This is a genomic window from Variovorax sp. GW823-FHT04B03, from assembly GCF_058796495.1.
Genome location: NZ_JBXAIT010000005.1, coordinates 87,219 through 103,966 on the forward strand (window position 1 = coordinate 87,219; position 16,748 = coordinate 103,966).

Below are 16,748 nucleotides of genomic sequence, written 5' to 3' on the forward strand. Positions count from 1 at the left end.
CGGATGCAAGACATCACCTCGGCACTGCCCGACACGCCGTGCTTTCTCAACGGCGAATTCACCCCTCTGCGCGACGCGAAGATCAGCGTCCTCGACCGCGGCTTCATCTTCGGCGACGGCATCTACGAAGTGATCCCCGTCTACTTCGGCGCGCCCTTCTGCTTCGATGAACACGTCGCGCGCCTCGAGCGCTCGCTGGCCGAGCTGCAGATCGACAACCCCTACTCGCGCGACGAATGGCGCGCCATCGCGACGCAGCTTGCCGCACCGCAGGGCAAGGCACCGCAGGCGATCTACTTCCAGGTCTCGCGCGGCGTGGCGCCGCGCGACCACGTCATGGTGCGCGGCCTGCGCCCCACCGTGTTCGCGATGGTGAATCCCCTGCCGCCGGTGGCGGATGCGGTGCGCGCCAAGGGCGTGGCCTGCGTCACCGCCGACGACTTCCGCTGGCAGAAGGCCCACATCAAGAGCACCAGCCTGCTGGGCGCGGTGCTCGCGCGACAGATCAGCGTCGAGGCCGGCGCCACCGAGACCGTGATGTTCCGCGGCGAGTGGCTCAGCGAAGCCTCGTCGAGCAACGTGTGGATCGTGAAGGACGGCACGCTCATCGGCCCACCGAAAGACAACCTCGTGCTGACCGGCATCCGCTATGGCCTGCTCGAGCGCCTGTGCCGGGACAGCGGCATTCCCTTCGCGCTGCGGCGCGTGTCGCGCGACGAGGTGTTCGGCGCCGACGAGCTGCTGCTGTCCTCGGCCACGAAGGAAGTGTTGCCCGTTGTCACACTCGATGGCCAGGCCATTGGCAATGGCCGTCCCGGCCCCATCTACCAGAGCTTGTATGCCGCCTACCAACAGGCCAAGCAACGCAACGCCGACGCGCCAGGAGCCACCGCATGACCGACACAACGCCCCCCACCGACACCGCATCGATCCCCGATCCGCGCAAGGAATCGCTGATCGAGTACCCCTCGCAGTTCCCCATCAAGGTGATGGGCGCGAAGGTCGACGGCTTCGTGCACGCCATCACGCAGATCGCCGAGCGCTTCGACCCGGCCTTCGACGCCACCACGGTCGAGCTGCGCGACAGCAAGGCTGGCAACTACCTGGGCGTGACCATCACCGTCACCGCCACCAGCCGCGAGCAGCTCGACGACCTCTACCGCGCCCTGTCCGCGCACCCGATGGTGAAAGTCGTTCTTTGACGCCCCTCGAAGCGCAGTGGCTCGGCCGGGCCGACTACCTCGCCACGTACGCGGCGATGCAGCGCTTCACGCAGGAGCGCACGCCCGAGACGCCCGACGCGCTATGGATCTGCGAGCACGACCCCGTGTTCACGCAGGGGCTGGCGGGCAAGACTGACCACATCCTGGCCCCCGGCCCGATCCCGGTCGTGCAGACCGACCGGGGCGGGCAGGTCACCTTCCACGGCCCGGGCCAGGTGGTGGCCTACCCGCTCATCGACCTGCGGCGCGCGGGCTACTACGTCAAGGAATACGTCTACCGCATCGAGGAATCGGTGCTGCGCACGCTCGCCCACTTCGGCGTGACGGGCCACCGCGTGGCGGGCGCGCCGGGCATCTACGTGCGCCTGGACGACCCGTTCTCGCACGCTGCCCTCACCGGCCCGATGCCCGGCGCCGACCCGTTCCGGGGCCTGGGCAAGATCGCCGCGCTGGGCATCAAGGTGAGCCGCCACGCCACTTACCACGGTGTGTCGCTCAATGTCGCGATGGACCTCGAACCCTTCTCGCGCATCAACCCTTGCGGCTACGCGGGGCTGCAAACGGTCGACCTTTCTACAATCGGCGTCCAAACCACATGGGAAGAAGCCGCCAAAGTGCTGAGCCAAAAGCTCGGGGCTTTCCTGGCTCCTTGACACACCAATGAGCACCACCGAAGTCGTCCGCGACGCCCAGAGCGCCGAAACCTACAACCCGCTGGCCAAGCAGAAGGCCGCGGCCAAGCTCTCGCGCATCCCCGTCAAGGTGGTGCAGACCGGCGAAGTGCTCAAGAAGCCCGAGTGGATCCGCGTCAAGGCCGGCAGCCCCACCACGCGCTTCTACGAGATCAAGCAGATCCTGCGCGAGAGCAACCTGCACACGGTCTGCGAAGAAGCCTCGTGCCCGAACATCGGCGAATGCTTCGGCAACGGCACGGCCACCTTCATGATCATGGGCGACAAGTGCACGCGCCGCTGCCCGTTCTGCGACGTGGGCCATGGCCGCCCCGATCCGCTGGACAAGGACGAGCCGCTCAACCTGGCCAAGACCATCGCCAAGCTGCGCCTGAAGTACGTGGTGATCACCAGCGTCGACCGCGACGACCTGCGCGATGGCGGCAGCCAGCACTTCGTCGACTGCATCAGCAACATCCGCGAGCTCTCGCCGATGACGCAGATCGAAATCCTCGTGCCCGACTTCCGCGGCCGCGACGACCGCGCGCTGGAAATCCTCAAGGCCGCGCCGCCCGACGTGATGAACCACAACCTGGAAACCGCGCCGCGCCTGTACAAGGAAGCGCGCCCGGGCAGCGACTACCAGTTCAGCCTGAACCTGCTGAAGAAGTTCAAGGCGCTGCACCCCAACGTGCCGACCAAGAGCGGCATCATGGTCGGCCTGGGCGAGACCGACGAAGAGATCCTGCAGGTGATGCGCGACATGCGCGCCCACGACATCGACATGCTGACCATCGGCCAGTACCTGTCGCCGTCGGGCTCGCACCTGCCGGTGCGCCGCTACGTGCACCCCGACACCTTCAAGATGTTCGAGGAAGAGGCCTACAAGATGGGCTTCAGCCACGCGGCCGTGGGCGCGATGGTGCGCTCCAGCTACCACGCCGACCAGCAGGCGCACGCCGCCGGCGTCTGACGGAACCGCCCGAGCGCCCGCCATGCGCGGGCGTCGGCGCCCCCTCCCTCCTCTCCCCCTGACCTCGCACCGCGGCCGTTTTCGAACGGCCGTGGCGGTCGTGCGCGCGCGCCGCGCCATCCAAAAAACTGATTAAAACCTCGGGGGTAAATAACCCAGGGTATCAAAAAATTTGCAGCCGCATTCGCTTGCGTGCGCCAAATCCATCCCCTACGCTGACCTCCTGATTTCGCCCGACCCGGAATTAAAAACCCGGAGCCGACGCGCCTTCAGGTTCCCTCGGAGGCTTTGACAAGGAAATTGAACCGTCAATTTCCAAGGCATTTTTTCGTCCGAAATTAGCCAGTACCGCATCGCATAAAGAATTCAGTCGCCACGGCCCGCGCGTTTCCATCTCACGGAGAAACCGGAATGCATGCCCTGCTCGAAGCCATCGATTCGCCCCATTCGCTGCGCCAGCTCGGCATTGCGCAATTGCCGAGCCTTGCTGATGAATTGCGATCCTTCATCGTCGACAGCGTGTCCCGCACGGGCGGCCACTTCGCCTCCAACCTGGGCACGGTCGAGCTGACGGTCGCCCTGCACTACGTGTTCGACACCCCGCGCGACCGCATCGTCTGGGATGTCGGCCACCAGAGCTACGCCCACAAGATCCTGACCGGCCGGCGCCAGGCCATGCCCACCTTGCGCCAATTCGGTGGCATTTCCGGATTTCCCCGGCGCACCGAATCCGAACACGATCATTTCGGCACCGCGCATTCCAGCACGTCCATTTCCGCCGCCCTGGGATTTGCGCAGGCCGCCCGCATTTCCAATTCGACCGACCACGCCATTGCGGTGATCGGCGACGGGGCCTTGAGCGCCGGCATGGCCTTCGAGGCCATGAACAATACGCAGGCCTGCGGCCGCTTATTGGTGATATTGAACGACAACGACATGTCGATTTCACCGCCCGTCGGCATGCTTCGCCTTTATCTGGGCGGATTGATTTCAGAACGCGCCTATGCCAGCGCCAATGAAGCCAGCCGGCAAAGGTTGCGCGCCATGCGCCCGGCGCTGGCCCCCTGCGAGCCCTCGGAGCTCGGCCTGTCGCCCGCCACCCTGTTCGAGCAGTTCGGCTTCCACTACACCGGCCCCATCGACGGCCACGACCTGGGCGCGCTGATCCCGGCCCTGCAGAAGCTGCAGGCGCAGCCGGGGCCGCAGCTGCTGCACATCGTCACGCAGAAGGGCCACGGCTACCGCCCGGCCGAGCAGGACCCGGTCCTGTACCACGGCCCCGGCAAGTTCGACCCCGCCGCCGGCATCAAGACCGCCCCCGCGTCAGCCCCCGCCAAGCCGACCTACGCCCAGGTCTTCAGCGACTGGCTCTGCGACGAAGCCGAGGCCGATGCGCGCGTGGTCGCCATCACGCCGGCCATGCGCGAGGGCTCGGCGCTGATGGACTTCGAGCGCCGCTTTCCCGAGCGCTACTTCGACGTCGGCATCGCCGAGCAGCACGCCGTGACCTTCGCCGCGGGCCTCGCGGCGGCGGGGATGCGGCCCGTGGTCGCCATCTACTCGACCTTCCTGCAGCGCGCCTACGACCAGCTGATCCACGACGTGGCCTTGCAGAACCTGCCGGTCGTGTTCGCGGTCGACCGCGCCGGCATCGTCGGCGCCGACGGCGCGACGCACATGGGCGCCTTCGACGTCGCCTACCTGCGCTGCATTCCGAACATGGTCGTGATGGCCGCGTCCGACGAGGACGAGTGCCGCCAGATGCTTCACACCGCCCTGCGCCACGACGGCCCGGCCGCCGTGCGCTACCCGCGCGGCGGCGGGCCCGGCGCGCTGCCCGTGCGCGCGCTGCAGCCGCTGCACATCGGCCGCGGCCAGGTGCGGCGCGAATCGACGCAGCCGATGGGCGCGCGCATCGCCATCCTGGCCTTCGGCACGATGGTCGCGCCCAGCCTGGCCGCCGCCGAACGGCTCGACGCCACGGTGGCCAACATGCGCTTCGTGAAGCCGCTCGACGCCGAGCTGGTGCTCTCGCTCGCCGAAACGCACGACGTGCTCGTGACTGTCGAAGAAGGCTGCGTGATGGGCGGCGCCGGCGCTGCCTGCCTCGAGTCGCTGGCCGCGCAGGGCGTGCTGATTCCGTCGCTGCACCTGGGCCTGCCCGACGAGTTCGTCGAGCACGGCGACTGCGCCCGGTTGCTCGCCGCCCACGGCCTGGATGCCGACGGGCTGGTGCAGTCGATCCAGGCGTTCTTCGATGCCAACGCCCCCGCGTTCCGCACGGCTCGCATGAGCCTCGTTTCCTGAAACCCACCGTGACCGCCAGCCACAGGAGAACCCGATGAGCACAGCCACCGCACGCCGCATCGACGCGCCCGCCCCGCCTTCGCTTCAAGTGATCCGGGGTGCCGAGGCCAACCCGTACCACGCCAAGGTCGAGTACACCTACCAGGACGACCCCGAGGACTGGCGCAAGGCCATCGGCGAGGACCTGATGTTCCAGTTCGGCGTCTACGACGACCCGCGCTCGGTGCCGCCGATCTCGCTGAACGAATCGGGCCTGCGCTACTTCGACCAGCAGATGGAGATCGCGGGCCTGGACCAGCCTCCCCCCTTCCCCATCCGGCGCATCCTCGACGTGGGCTGCGGCTGGGGCTTCGGCCTGCGCTACCTCGCGGAGCACTTTCCGCAATGCCGCCAGCTCGACGGCATCAACATCAGCGAGACGCAGCTCGCGCACTGCGCCCGCTACCACGCCCAGCAGCACCTGAGCGACCGCGTGAACCTGTACCTGTGCGATGCGCAGGACGTCGCCCTGCTGCCCAACCCCGACACGCCCTACGACCTGGTGACGATCCGCGGCGTCATCTCGCACTTCCCGAACGACCTGTACGAACGCTCGATGAAGCAGGTGGCCGCGCGCATGCGCCCGGGGGCCAAGGTCGTCATCTCCGACAACCTCTACAACATCCCGCTGGACAACTACCGCTCCGACATCGAGGACGAGGTCGACCGCCTCGCCTGCAAGCACCGCAAGACGCCGGCCTACTTCCGCCGCGTGCTCGAGGAGAGCGGCTTCGTGGTCGAGGACATGCGCGTGCTCCCGCGCAACATCGACGTGGCGCGCTGGTTCACCGACGTGAAGGAAAACATCGAGAAGAACTTCACGCCGGACACCATTCCGCCGCCGCTGGAAGAACTGCGCGTCATGGCGGTCAGCCTCTCGGTCGCGCTGATCAAGGACAAGTTCTCGACCTACAGCGTCATCGCGCGACGCCTCTGAATTTCCCCCACAAGGAGCGCCCACACCATGCAAGCATCCGCGCAAGCCGTCGGCATCGACGTCATCCACAGCCGCAGCCTCGACCACTACCAGGACAAGATCGAGCAGGTCTACGCAGACACGCCCGATCAGTGGCGCAAGGCGATCGGCAACGAGCTCTGGTACCAGTACGGCGTGTTCGACGACAAGATGGACCCGCACGACCTCCCGCTCGACGCCTCCGGCCGGCGCCACATGGAGCACCAGTTCGAACTCGCCGAGCAGGCCGGCGCCGACCTCTCGCCGGCCACCGTGCGCCGCGCGATCGATATCGGCTGCGGCTGGGGCCCGGTGCTGAAGTTCATCGCGCAGCGCTACCCGCAGTGCACGCGCATCGACGGCGTGAACGTGAGCCGGCCGCAGCTGGAGTGCGCGCGCGAACTCATCGCGCACGAGGGCCTGGCCGACCGCGTGCGGCTGTACCAGTGCAACGCCAAGGACATCGGCGAGCTGCCCGATCCGCAGGTGCCCTACGACCTGGCCATCCTGCGCGGCAGCCTGATCCACTTCACGCCCGAGGTGCTGGAGCAGGCCATGGCCTCGCTGTCGGCGCGCATGCGCACGGGCGGCACGGTGATCATTTCGGAGAGCCTCTACAAGGTGGACCTGGCGACCTACAAGTCGCACATCCCGGACAAGGTCGACCGCGCCGCGTCGGGCTACCGCAAGACGCCCGACGGCGTGAAGCAGGTGCTCGAGCGCCACGGCTTCGCGGTGCTCGACCAGCGCGTGCTGCCGTCGAACGCGGAGGTGATCCGCTGGTACGGGCTGGTCAAGGACAACCTGGACGCGCACCACCCGACCAGCAAGACCGCCACGTTCACCGAGCTGCGCGACATTGCGGTGAGCTTCTCGGACGCGCTGCTCAAGGACAAGGCCTCGTCGTTCAGCTTCATTGCGCGGCGGACCTGAGTTCCTGCGCGGACGGCGCCGAGAAGGCCGTTCGCGCGCCTGCCACAGCCACCCCCAACGACGACGCGATCCAGGAGAAAACCGCATGACCAGCCGTCTCAAGTTCCCGTTGCTACCGATCCCGCGCCGCTGGGAGATGCATCCGCACTTCGATCCCGCGCATTCGCTGACGAACCGCTTCGAGATGGCGACGCTCGCCTACTGCGACCGCTTCAGGATGTACGACAGCGAGACGCAACGGGCTCGCCTGGCCAAGATAGAAATCTCGCGCCTCGCCGCCCTGATGTACACCAAGGGCTCCGACGAGTTGCTGCAGGTCGGTTCCGACTTCACGTTGTGGGCGTTCGCCTTCGATGACGAGTACTGCGACGAGGGCCCGCTCAGCAAGGATCCGGCGGGTTTCAACCGCAAGGCCTGCGAGATCCTGCGCGGCATCGACAGCCCGGAGGATCCGCCTTGCAACGGCGACAAGTACGCCATGGGGATACGGGACATCCGCCAGCGCCTGGACCGGTTCGCCAAGCCCCAGCAAGCCGCGCGGTTCACCGAGATGATCCGCTGGTACGTCACCTCCGAGATGATGAAACTCACGGACCCCAGTCCGACGCTCAGCGATTACTTCGTCACGCGCCTGTACGCGGGGGGCGGTATGGCGTTTCCGGCGCTGGTCCATATCGTGGCCGACGTCGACCTCCACCAGAACGAGTGGGAGGATCGGCGCGGGCGCGCCCTGATGGAGATCACGGCCCTGCTGGCCAGCCTCGACGCAGAGATGTACGCCTACCCCAAGGAAGTTGCGCGCAGTTCCAACGACCACAACATCCTCATGCTCTTCCTGCGCGACTACCGCTGCTCTTTCGAAGAGGCGGTCGAGCGCTACATGCAGATGCGCTGGCGAATGATCAGCCTCTTCGAGCGCGTGCTCCAGGACGTGCTCAAGGACGCATCGCCGGCCATGACCGAATTCGTCAACGGTCTGGCTCTCTATCACGTGGGGACGATCCCATGGTCGATCGGCAACAACCGCTATGGATCGATCAGCGGGCTGGTGACCAACGAAGCGGTGGAGGACGGCGGCGTCACGTACGAGTGTCCGCCGGAGAGTTTCGAATCGATCGGCATCCAGTCGTGCGATTGGTGGTGGACGCTCGATCCGGCGCGGCGAGAAGTCGCGCACAGGCGCCGGGCCTGAGTCCGCAGGCGCGATGCGCCAGGCACCGAGGGCGGCGATCCACCGAAACCGAGAGCTCACATGACCGTTCTACTGAAACAGACAGAGACCGAGGCGCCTCCCGCCCCACCGATGCATGTGTCGGACGCCGCGACGCCCTTGCGCGCGCGCCAGCCGATGGCCGCACACATGAAGTGCCTGCCCGGCGACGCACGGCCGGTGCTGCCCTATCCGAACGGATGGTTCGCCGCCTGCTTCAGCCACGAGCTCAAGCGCGGTGCGGTGCTGATCAGGCCCTTGATGGAACGGGAAATCGTTCTGTACCGGACGCAGTCCGGCCTCGTCCGCGTGATCGAGCCCTATTGCCCTCACATGGGTGCGCACCTGGGACACGGAGGCCGGGTCGAAGGAGAGAACCTGGTGTGCCCCTTCCATCGCCTGAAGTTCGGACCGGAAGGCGGCTGCGTGCACACGGGCCGCGCCGGGCCGACACCGCGCATGGCACTGACCGCACGGCATGCACGGGAGCACAACGGGCTCGTCTTCACGTGGGTGCATCACGAGGGGCACTCTCCCTCGTGGGAGCTGCCGGTGCATGACATGAGCGGCTGGAGCCGTCCGGCCTTCGTGCATCACGAGCAGGAAGGCTATTTCCAGAACTCCGGGGAGAACAGCGTCGACGTGATCCATTTCGACACGATCCACCGCTTTGGACAACCGGAAATGTCCGCCCGCGTCGTCGACAACCAGCTGGAGGTCCGGATGTCGGCCACGTTGATGGGCAAGCCCATGTTCCTGCATCTCACGAACTACGACGCAGCCACCATGTACGGGCACTTCACGGTGCCTTCGCTCGGCCTGCAAGCCGTTGTCCGGGCGTATTCCACGCCCAACACGCGCCTGCGCTGGTCCTTGCGCATCGTCACGACCCTGAAAGTCGAACGCTTCGCCCGCTGGCCTGCGGGGGTCCGCTCGGCGCTCTATGCGCTGATGAAGCCGCTCGCGGGCGTGTGGTCGGATCGCACGTCGCACCAGGACACGCGGATCTGGGACCACAGGGGGCTCCCGGGGAATTTCAAGCTGATGGCCGAAGAGCGACCTGCCGCGCTGTACCAGCGCTGGGTGTCGCAGTTCTATTCGTGCGACTTCCCGGGTGTGAAGCCTTCGGCAACGGACAGGCCTTCGCACAAGGAGACTTGATGACCGCCTCCCTCGAGCATGCGCCCCACCGCATGGCCCCTCGCCCGGACGAGACCCGCTTCGACGCCTGGATGCACGACGCGATCGGCCGCACCGAACACGCGCTCGCCGCCGGCCTGCCGCCCGCCGCCACGCTGCCCTCTCGCCTGCACGAGGCGCTGCGCTACGCCGCACTCGCCGGCGGCAAGCGCATCCGCCCGATGCTGTGCCAGGCGGCGGGCGCCCTCGCCGACGCACCGCCCGACGCGCTGGACGCCACGGGCGCCGCCATCGAGATGATCCACGTCTACTCGCTCGTGCACGACGACCTGCCCGCGATGGACGACGACGACCTGCGCCGCGGCAAGCCGACCGTGCACGTGGCCTACGACGAGGCCACCGCCATCCTCGCGGGCGATGCGCTGCAGGCGCAGGCCTTCCTCACGCTGAGCGAGCTGACGCTGCCGGCCGAGCGCCGCATCGCACTGGTGCGCGAACTGGCCTGGGCGGCCGGCTCGCGCAACCTCGTGGGCGGCCAGGCCATCGACCTGCAGAGCGTGGGCCGGCCATTGGCCCGGCCGGAACTGGAACAGATGCACCGCATGAAGACCGGCGCGCTGATCCGTGCGGCGGTGCGCATGGGCGCGCTGTGCGGTGCGGCCGATACACCGCCGAACGCGGCCCTGTACCGCGCGGTCGACGCCTACAGCGCCGCCATCGGCCTGGCTTTCCAGGTGGTCGACGACATCCTCGACGCCACGGCCGATACCGCCACGCTGGGCAAGACCGGGGGCAAGGATGCGCGCAGCGACAAGCCGACCTGCGTGTCGACGCTCGGCCTCGAAGCGTCGCGCGCGCTGGCCCATGAACTGCGCGAGCGCGCCCATGTGGCGATCGCGCCCTTCGGATCGAACGGCCGGTATCTCGGGCAACTGGCCGACCTGATCGTCCACCGCTCGCACTGAAACGATCGCCCCGCCACCCGACGCGTTTGCCATGCCTTCTTCATCGCCAGCCAGGCGTCGTGGGTCCAGGACGAGGCTCTCGACGCTGCATCCGAACATCCTCACCCAGGAGTCCCAGAGATGACCGAACCGACCGCGCGCACCATGATCGGCCTGCCCTCCGTGCAAGCGATCCATCCACCCGCAGGCGAACACCATGCCTTCCCCCAGGAGGTTCGCAAGCCGTACCTCCTGGCGCGCAGCGCCTCGGGCGACACCCGTCCTGCGCTGCCCTATTCCAACGGCTGGTTCGCCGTGTGCTTCAGCCACGAGGTCAAGCCGGGCGGGGTGCACGTCGTCCCCTTCATGGGGCAGGACCTGGTCGTCTATCGCACGCAGTCGGGGCTGGCGCGTGTCGTCGATCCGTATTGCCCGCACGCGGGCGCGCACCTGGGACACGGCGGGAAGATCGACGGCGAGAACCTGGTCTGCCCGTTCCATGGCCTGGCGTTCGGTACCGACGGCGGGTGCGTGCGCGCCTGCCCGGGCCAGACCCCGCCCCGCGCGGCGCTGACGAGCCGCTACATGCGGGAGCAGAACGGGACCATCCTGGTGTGGCGGCACAGCGAGGACCGGCCTCCCGAATGGGAGATTCCCGCCATGGACCTGTCGGACCGCCTCAGCCCGCAATTCGGCGCCCACGAACTCGACGGCTACGGCGACTCCATGGGAGAGAACGGCATGGACCCGACCCACTTCGGCTGGCTGCACGGATTCACCGACACCGAGATCACGCACGAGATCGAGGGGCACACGCTCGTCGCCACGATCAACGCACGCTGGAAAGGACAGCGATTCCGCTCGCGCCTGACCAACTACGGCCTTGGCCATGCCTGCGGGGAGAACGAAATGCCGGACCTCGGCGTGCACGTCGTGACCCAGGCGTACGCCACCCCCATCGCCCCCCTGAGATGGACGTTCCGCTGGATCGACAACCCCAGCGTCGCGCGGATCGATCGCCTGCCCGCGCCGCTGCGGCGATTCGCCTACCGGGTGCTCAATCCGCTGGCACACCGCTGGCTGATCTCGGTCGTCAACGACGACTTCACGATCTGGAACGCCCGCACGCATCTGAAGCATCCCAAGCTCATGCCCGGCGAGCGCACCCTGGCCGCGTTCCGCCGCTGGTCCGAGCAGTTCTACCCACCCACCCAGACCGCCGACGCGGAAGCCGGCCCGGCGCCGAGAACGTCGACGGGAAGATGAACCGCCACCCCGAGGAGTCCCCACCATGCGCGTCATCCTTGCCCAGCCCCGAGGCTTCTGCGCCGGCGTCGTGCGGGCCATCGACACGGTCGAGCACGCGCTGCGGCGCCACGGCACGCCCATCTACGTGCGCCACGAGATCGTGCACAACAAGCACGTCGTCGACGACCTGAAGGCGCAGGGCGCGGTGTTCGTCGAGGAGCTGGCCGAAGTGCCCGCGGACGCGGTGGCGATCTTCAGCGCGCATGGCGTGAGCCAGGCCGTCGAGACCGAAGCCCGCGCGCGCGGCCTGCGCGCGATCGATGCCACCTGCCCGCTGGTCACCAAGGTGCACGAGCAGGGGCGCCGCTATGCCGCCAAGGGCTATGCGCTGATCCTCATCGGCCACGCCGGGCACCCCGAGGTGACGGGCACGCTGGGGCAGATTCCCGCGCCGGTCACGCTGGTGCAGACCGAGGCCGACGTGGACGCGCTGGTGCTCGATGCCGACGCGCCGCTGGCCTACATCACGCAGACCACGCTGTCGGTCGACGACACGCGCGGCATCATCGACGCGCTGCAGCGGCGCTTTCCGCAGATCGTCGGCCCCGACACGCGCGACATCTGCTACGCCACGCAGAACCGGCAGACGGCCGTGCGCGAACTGAGCCAGCAGGTCGACGTGGTGCTGGTGGTCGGCGCGCAGAACAGCTCCAACTCGCAGCGCCTGCGCGAGATCGCGGCGCAGGCCGGCGTGCGCAGCTACCTCATCGCGCAGGGCAGCGAGCTCAAGCCCGACTGGGTGCGCGACGCCGGCGCGGTGGGCGTCACCGCCGGCGCCTCGGCGCCCGAGACCATGGTGCAGGACGTCGTCGCCGCGCTGCGCCGGCTGGCCGAGGTGGAACTGCTGACGCTGCCCGGGCGCGAGGAGCACGTGGTGTTCCGCCTGCCGGCGGAACTCGCAACGGAAGTGGCCGTGCCATGAAACCGCCCGTCGCACGCCGCAGTTCGCGGCAGGTGCGCGTAGGCACCGTGCGCATCGGCGGCGACGCCCCCGTGGCCGTGCAGGCCATGACCAACACCGACACCGCCGACGCGGCCGCCACCGTGGCGCAGGTGGCGGCGCTGGCGCGCGCGGGGGCCGAGTTGGTGCGCCTCACGGTCAACAACGAGGAGGCCGCCGCGCAGGTGGCGCCGATCCGCGACGCGCTCGCGCGCCAGCAGGTGCACGTGCCGCTGGTGGGCGACTTCCACTTCAATGGCCACCGCCTGCTCGCGCAGTACCCCGACTGCGCGCAGGCGCTGGCCAAGTACCGCATCAACCCCGGCAACGTCGGCCGGGGCGACAAGCGCGACGCGCAGTTCTGCCAGCTCATCGAGATCGCCTGCCGCCACGGCAAGCCGGTGCGCATTGGCGTGAACTGGGGCAGCCTCGACCCCGCGCTGCTGGCGCGCCTGATGGACGTCAACGCGCAAGCCGCGCAGCCGCAGCCGGCCGACGAGGTGATGCGCCAGGCGCTCATCGTCTCGGCGCTGGAGAACGCCGCGCGCGCCGAGGACGTCGGCCTGCCGCCCGATCGCATCGTGCTGTCGGCCAAGGTGAGCCAGGGGCAGGACCTGATCGCCGTGTACCGCGAACTGGCCGCGCGCTGCGACTACCCGCTGCACCTGGGCCTGACCGAAGCGGGCATGGGCTCCAAGGGCATCGTGGCCTCGGCCACCGCGATGGGCGTGCTGCTGCAGCAGGGCGTCGGCGACACGATCCGCGTATCGCTCACGCCCGAGCCGAACGGCGACCGCACGCGCGAGGTGCTGGTGGCGCAGCAGATCCTGCAGTCGATGGGCCTGCGCGCCTTCACGCCCAGCGTGACGGCCTGCCCCGGCTGCGGGCGCACCACGAGCACCTTCTTCCAGTCGCTGGCCAGCCAGATCGAAGGCTGGCTGCACGCGCAGGCGCCGGCCTGGCGCGTGCGCTTCCCGGGCGTGGAAGACATGCACGTGGCCGTGATGGGCTGCGTGGTCAACGGCCCCGGCGAGAGCCGGCTGGCGCACCTGGGCATCTCGCTGCCGGGCTCGGGCGAGCAGCCGGTGGCGCCGGTGTACATCGACGGCGAACGCGCGCTGACGCTCAAGGGCGAGCACATTGCCGACGACTTCACGCGGCTGGTCGAGACCTACGTGGCCGCGCGCTACGGCGCCGACGCCGAGGCGAGCGAGCGGCTCGGTGCGTGGATGAAGCCGTCTTCGCGCGAGCGCGTCGTGCCGATCGCTTCCGCTTAAGCATCCCCATGGCCACGCAACGCCTCACCCTGCTCGGTGCCACCGGGTCGATCGGCGACAGCACGCTCGACCTCGTGGCGCGCCACCCCGACCGCTTCAGCGTGCATGCGCTGACGGCGCACCGCAACCTCGACAAGCTCTTCACGCACTGCGTCGCCTTCCGCCCCGAGGTCGCGGTGGTCGGCGACGCGCCAGACGCCATGCAGTTGCAGGCGCGGCTGCGCGCGGCCGGCCTGCGCACCGAGGTCATGCACGGCCCGCAGGCGCTGTGCGAGGTGGCGCAATCGGCGGGTTGCGACACGGTGGTCGCGGCCATCGTCGGCGCGGCGGGGCTGCTGTCGTCGCTGGCGGCGGCGCGCGCGGGCAAGAAGATCCTGCTGGCGAACAAGGAGGCGCTCGTGATGTCCGGCGCGCTGTTCATGCGCGCGGTGGCCGCGCACGGCGCCACGCTGCTGCCGCTGGACAGCGAGCACAACGCGATCTTCCAGTGCCTGGCGGGCGCACCCGCCGGCGGCGCGGGCGTGCAGCGGCTGGTGCTCACCGCGTCGGGCGGGCCGTTCCTGCACCGCCCGATCGAGGAGCTGGACCGCGTCACGCCCGACGAAGCCTGCGCGCACCCCACCTGGCGCATGGGCCGCAAGATCTCGGTCGACTCCGCGACGATGATGAACAAGGGCCTAGAGACCATCGAGGCGCGCTGGCTGTTCGCGATGCCGCCCGAGCGCATCGAGGTCGTGATCCACCCGCAGAGCGTGATCCATTCGATGGTCGCCTATGCCGACCAGTCGGTGCTGGCGCAGCTGGGCCGCCCCGACATGCGCACGCCAATCGCGCACGCGCTGGCCTGGCCCGAGCGCATCGACTCGGGCGTGGCGCCGCTGGACTTCCTGCAGCTCGCCCACCTGAGCTTCGCCGCGCCCGAGCTGAAGCGCTTTCCCTGCCTGCGCCTGGCGCTGGAGGTGCTGCGTGAGGGGTGCGCGGCCAGCGTGACGCTCAATGCGGCGAACGAAGTAGCGGTCGATGCCTTCCTGAACGGGCGCCTGCGCTACACCGACATTGCGCACGTGGTGGAAGACTGCCTGCAGCAGGCGCCCTCGTCCGCGCACGAGAACCCGGACGAGATCCTCGCAGCCGACGCGCAGGCGCGCGTGCTGGCGGGTCAGGCGATCCAGCGTGCGGCGTTGCGGTCCCCGTCGCCGGCTGTCCCGCTTTCCGAGTCGATCGCCTTGGACGAAGGCACAGGCGCGCGGCTGTAGCGCGACAGCCATTTGGCCGCGACGGCCAACGCCATCGGCGGCGGGGTCTCACGCACGGCGCGCGACGCGCCATGCGCCTCGTGCGCCGCGCCGCTCACCATGGCAGCGAATAGGTCTTGGTGTTGGTGAAGCTCTTCATGGCCTCGAGCACGCCTTCCTTGTAGCCCAGGCCCGAGTCCTTGATGCCGCCGAAGGGCGTGAGCTCCAGGCGGTAGCCCGGCACCTCGCGCACATTGACGCTGCCCACGTTCAGCTCGCGGATGAAGCGCGTGATGTAGTCCAGGCGGTTGGTGCAGATCGAGGACGACAGGCCGTAGGCCGTGCCGTTGGAGATGCGGATCGCCTCGTCGATGTTCCTGAAGCGGATGACGGGCGACACGGGGCCGAAGGTCTCGTGCTTGGCGACGGTCATCTCGGGGTCGACGTGGTCGAGCACGGTGGGCGAGTACAGCGCGCCGCGGCGTTCGTTGCCGTACAGAAGCTTGGCACCGGCTGCGATGGCTTCGTTGACGACGGCTTCGAACTGCTTGGCAGCCGCTTCGTCGATCACGGTGCCCATGTCGGTGTCCGGGTCCATCGGGTCGCCGTACTTCAGCGCGCGGGTCTTTTCCACCAGCAGCTCGACGAAGCGATCTGCGACCGACTCGTGCACCAGCATGCGCTTCACCGCCGTGCAGCGCTGGCCCGAGTTCTTGTACGACCCGTTGGCAGCCAGCGTGGCAGCCTCCTCAATGTCCGCGTCTTCCATCACGATGATCGGGTCGTTGCCACCCAGCTCCAAAATCTGGCGCTTGTAGGTGGCCTTGCCCGCGATGTACTTGCCGATGGGCACGCCACCCGTGAAGGTGACGAGGTCGACGTCGGCATTGGTCAGCAGCTCGTCGGCGATCTCTTTGGGGTCGCCCGTGAGCACCGACAGCATCTGCGGCGGCAGGCCCGCCTCGTACAGGATGTCGGCCAGCAGGAAGGCCGTGAGCGGCGTCTTCTCGCTGGGCTTCAGGACGATGCGGTTGTTGGTCGCAATGGCCGGCGCCACCTTGTGGATCACCTGGTTCAGCGGATGGTTGAACGGCGTGATGGCGGTGATGGCGCCCAGGAGCGGCTCGCGCATCGTGTATACCTTGCGGCTCTTGCCGTGGTGCGTGAGGTCGCAGGAGAACACCTGCCCGTCGTCCACCAGCGCCTGGTTGGCGGCGAACAGCAGCACGTCGGAGGCGCGGCCCACTTCGTACAGCGAGTCCTTGCGCGACAGGCCCGACTCGAGCGTGATGGTGCGCGACATCTCGTCCAGGCGCGAGGCGATGATCTCGCCGGCGCGCATGAGGATCTTGTAGCGCTCGTAGCGCGTGAGCGTGGGCTTGTAGTCGCGGGCGATGCGCAGGGCGTTGCGCACGTCGTCCAGCGTGGCCTTGGGCACGGTGGCGATCACCTCGCCGGTGTACGGGTAGGTGACCTCGATGGTGCGGTCGCGGTGGACTTTCTCGCCGGCGATGCGCAGCGCTTCGCGGTACACGGTGCCGGGCTTCAGGGCGGCATGGTCAGACTTGCTCATGGAATGCTCCGTCAAATAAG

15 protein-coding genes are annotated in these 16,748 nt (G+C 68.3%); 14 read left to right on the top strand and 1 reads right to left on the bottom strand.

What is annotated here, in order from left to right; translation table 11 throughout:
- Nucleotides 1–3 precede the first annotated feature (3 nt).
- From AC1RAD_RS21345 to ispC, 14 genes are all read left to right on the top strand, one after another.
- The gene (locus tag AC1RAD_RS21345; protein ID WP_492737048.1) at nt 4–897 is read left to right on the top strand and encodes a D-amino acid aminotransferase; all 894 of its coding nucleotides are present in this window, start codon (nt 4–6) and stop codon (nt 895–897) included.
- Nucleotides 894–1,202, top strand: a complete 309-nt coding sequence (locus AC1RAD_RS21350; RefSeq protein WP_095747011.1) for a YbeD family protein — start codon at nt 894–896, stop codon at nt 1,200–1,202. The genes AC1RAD_RS21345 and AC1RAD_RS21350 overlap by 4 nt, the downstream gene beginning before the upstream one ends.
- On the top strand, nt 1,199–1,876 hold the full coding sequence (gene lipB / locus AC1RAD_RS21355) for a lipoyl(octanoyl) transferase LipB (protein ID WP_062480168.1): 678 nt from the start codon (nt 1,199–1,201) through the stop codon (nt 1,874–1,876). Before AC1RAD_RS21350 ends, lipB begins: the two co-directional genes overlap by 4 nt.
- Before the next feature lie 7 nt (nt 1,877–1,883).
- Complete coding sequence (lipA, locus tag AC1RAD_RS21360; RefSeq protein WP_062480166.1) at nt 1,884–2,867, top strand: lipoyl synthase; 984 nt, start codon at nt 1,884–1,886, stop codon at nt 2,865–2,867.
- Nucleotides 2,868–3,278: 411 nt separating this feature from the next.
- Nucleotides 3,279–5,174 carry a 1-deoxy-D-xylulose-5-phosphate synthase gene (gene dxs, locus AC1RAD_RS21365; RefSeq protein WP_492737051.1) on the top strand — a complete coding sequence of 632 codons (1,896 nt, stop codon included), beginning with the start codon at nt 3,279–3,281 and terminating at the stop codon, nt 5,172–5,174.
- Between the two features lie 34 nt (nt 5,175–5,208).
- Nucleotides 5,209–6,150 carry an SAM-dependent methyltransferase gene (locus AC1RAD_RS21370; protein WP_062480112.1) on the top strand — a complete coding sequence of 314 codons (942 nt, stop codon included), beginning with the start codon at nt 5,209–5,211 and terminating at the stop codon, nt 6,148–6,150.
- Nucleotides 6,151–6,177: 27 nt separating this feature from the next.
- Nucleotides 6,178–7,101: an SAM-dependent methyltransferase gene (locus AC1RAD_RS21375; RefSeq protein ID WP_492737053.1), complete on the top strand. Its 924-nt coding sequence runs from the start codon at nt 6,178–6,180 to the stop codon at nt 7,099–7,101.
- Nucleotides 7,102–7,186: 85 nt separating this feature from the next.
- Complete coding sequence (locus AC1RAD_RS21380; protein ID WP_492737055.1) at nt 7,187–8,293, top strand: terpene synthase family protein; 1,107 nt, start codon at nt 7,187–7,189, stop codon at nt 8,291–8,293.
- 60 nt (nt 8,294–8,353) lie between these two features.
- Nucleotides 8,354–9,472, top strand: coding sequence for a Rieske 2Fe-2S domain-containing protein (locus AC1RAD_RS21385; protein ID WP_492737057.1), 1,119 nt, complete (start codon nt 8,354–8,356; stop codon nt 9,470–9,472).
- Complete coding sequence (locus AC1RAD_RS21390) at nt 9,472–10,416, top strand: polyprenyl synthetase family protein (RefSeq protein ID WP_492737059.1); 945 nt, start codon at nt 9,472–9,474, stop codon at nt 10,414–10,416. Before AC1RAD_RS21385 ends, AC1RAD_RS21390 begins: the two co-directional genes overlap by 1 nt.
- Nucleotides 10,417–10,536: 120 nt before the next feature.
- A complete protein-coding gene (locus AC1RAD_RS21395) occupies nt 10,537–11,661 on the top strand; it encodes a Rieske 2Fe-2S domain-containing protein (RefSeq protein ID WP_492737061.1) in 1,125 nt (374 codons plus the stop codon).
- Between the two features lie 25 nt (nt 11,662–11,686).
- Nucleotides 11,687–12,625: a 4-hydroxy-3-methylbut-2-enyl diphosphate reductase gene (ispH, locus tag AC1RAD_RS21400; protein ID WP_492737063.1), complete on the top strand. Its 939-nt coding sequence runs from the start codon at nt 11,687–11,689 to the stop codon at nt 12,623–12,625.
- On the top strand, nt 12,622–13,920 hold the full coding sequence (ispG, locus tag AC1RAD_RS21405; protein WP_492737064.1) for a flavodoxin-dependent (E)-4-hydroxy-3-methylbut-2-enyl-diphosphate synthase: 1,299 nt from the start codon (nt 12,622–12,624) through the stop codon (nt 13,918–13,920). Before ispH ends, ispG begins: the two co-directional genes overlap by 4 nt.
- A gap of 8 nt (nt 13,921–13,928) precedes the next feature.
- Complete coding sequence (gene ispC / locus AC1RAD_RS21410) at nt 13,929–15,176, top strand: 1-deoxy-D-xylulose-5-phosphate reductoisomerase (protein WP_492737067.1); 1,248 nt, start codon at nt 13,929–13,931, stop codon at nt 15,174–15,176.
- Nucleotides 15,177–15,270: 94 nt separating this feature from the next.
- Here ispC and phnY read toward each other — a convergent pair whose 3' ends face one another.
- Nucleotides 15,271–16,728 carry a phosphonoacetaldehyde dehydrogenase gene (gene phnY, locus AC1RAD_RS21415; RefSeq protein WP_492737068.1) on the bottom strand — a complete coding sequence of 486 codons (1,458 nt, stop codon included), beginning with the start codon at nt 16,726–16,728 and terminating at the stop codon, nt 15,271–15,273.
- Between the last annotated feature and the right edge of the window lie 20 nt (nt 16,729–16,748).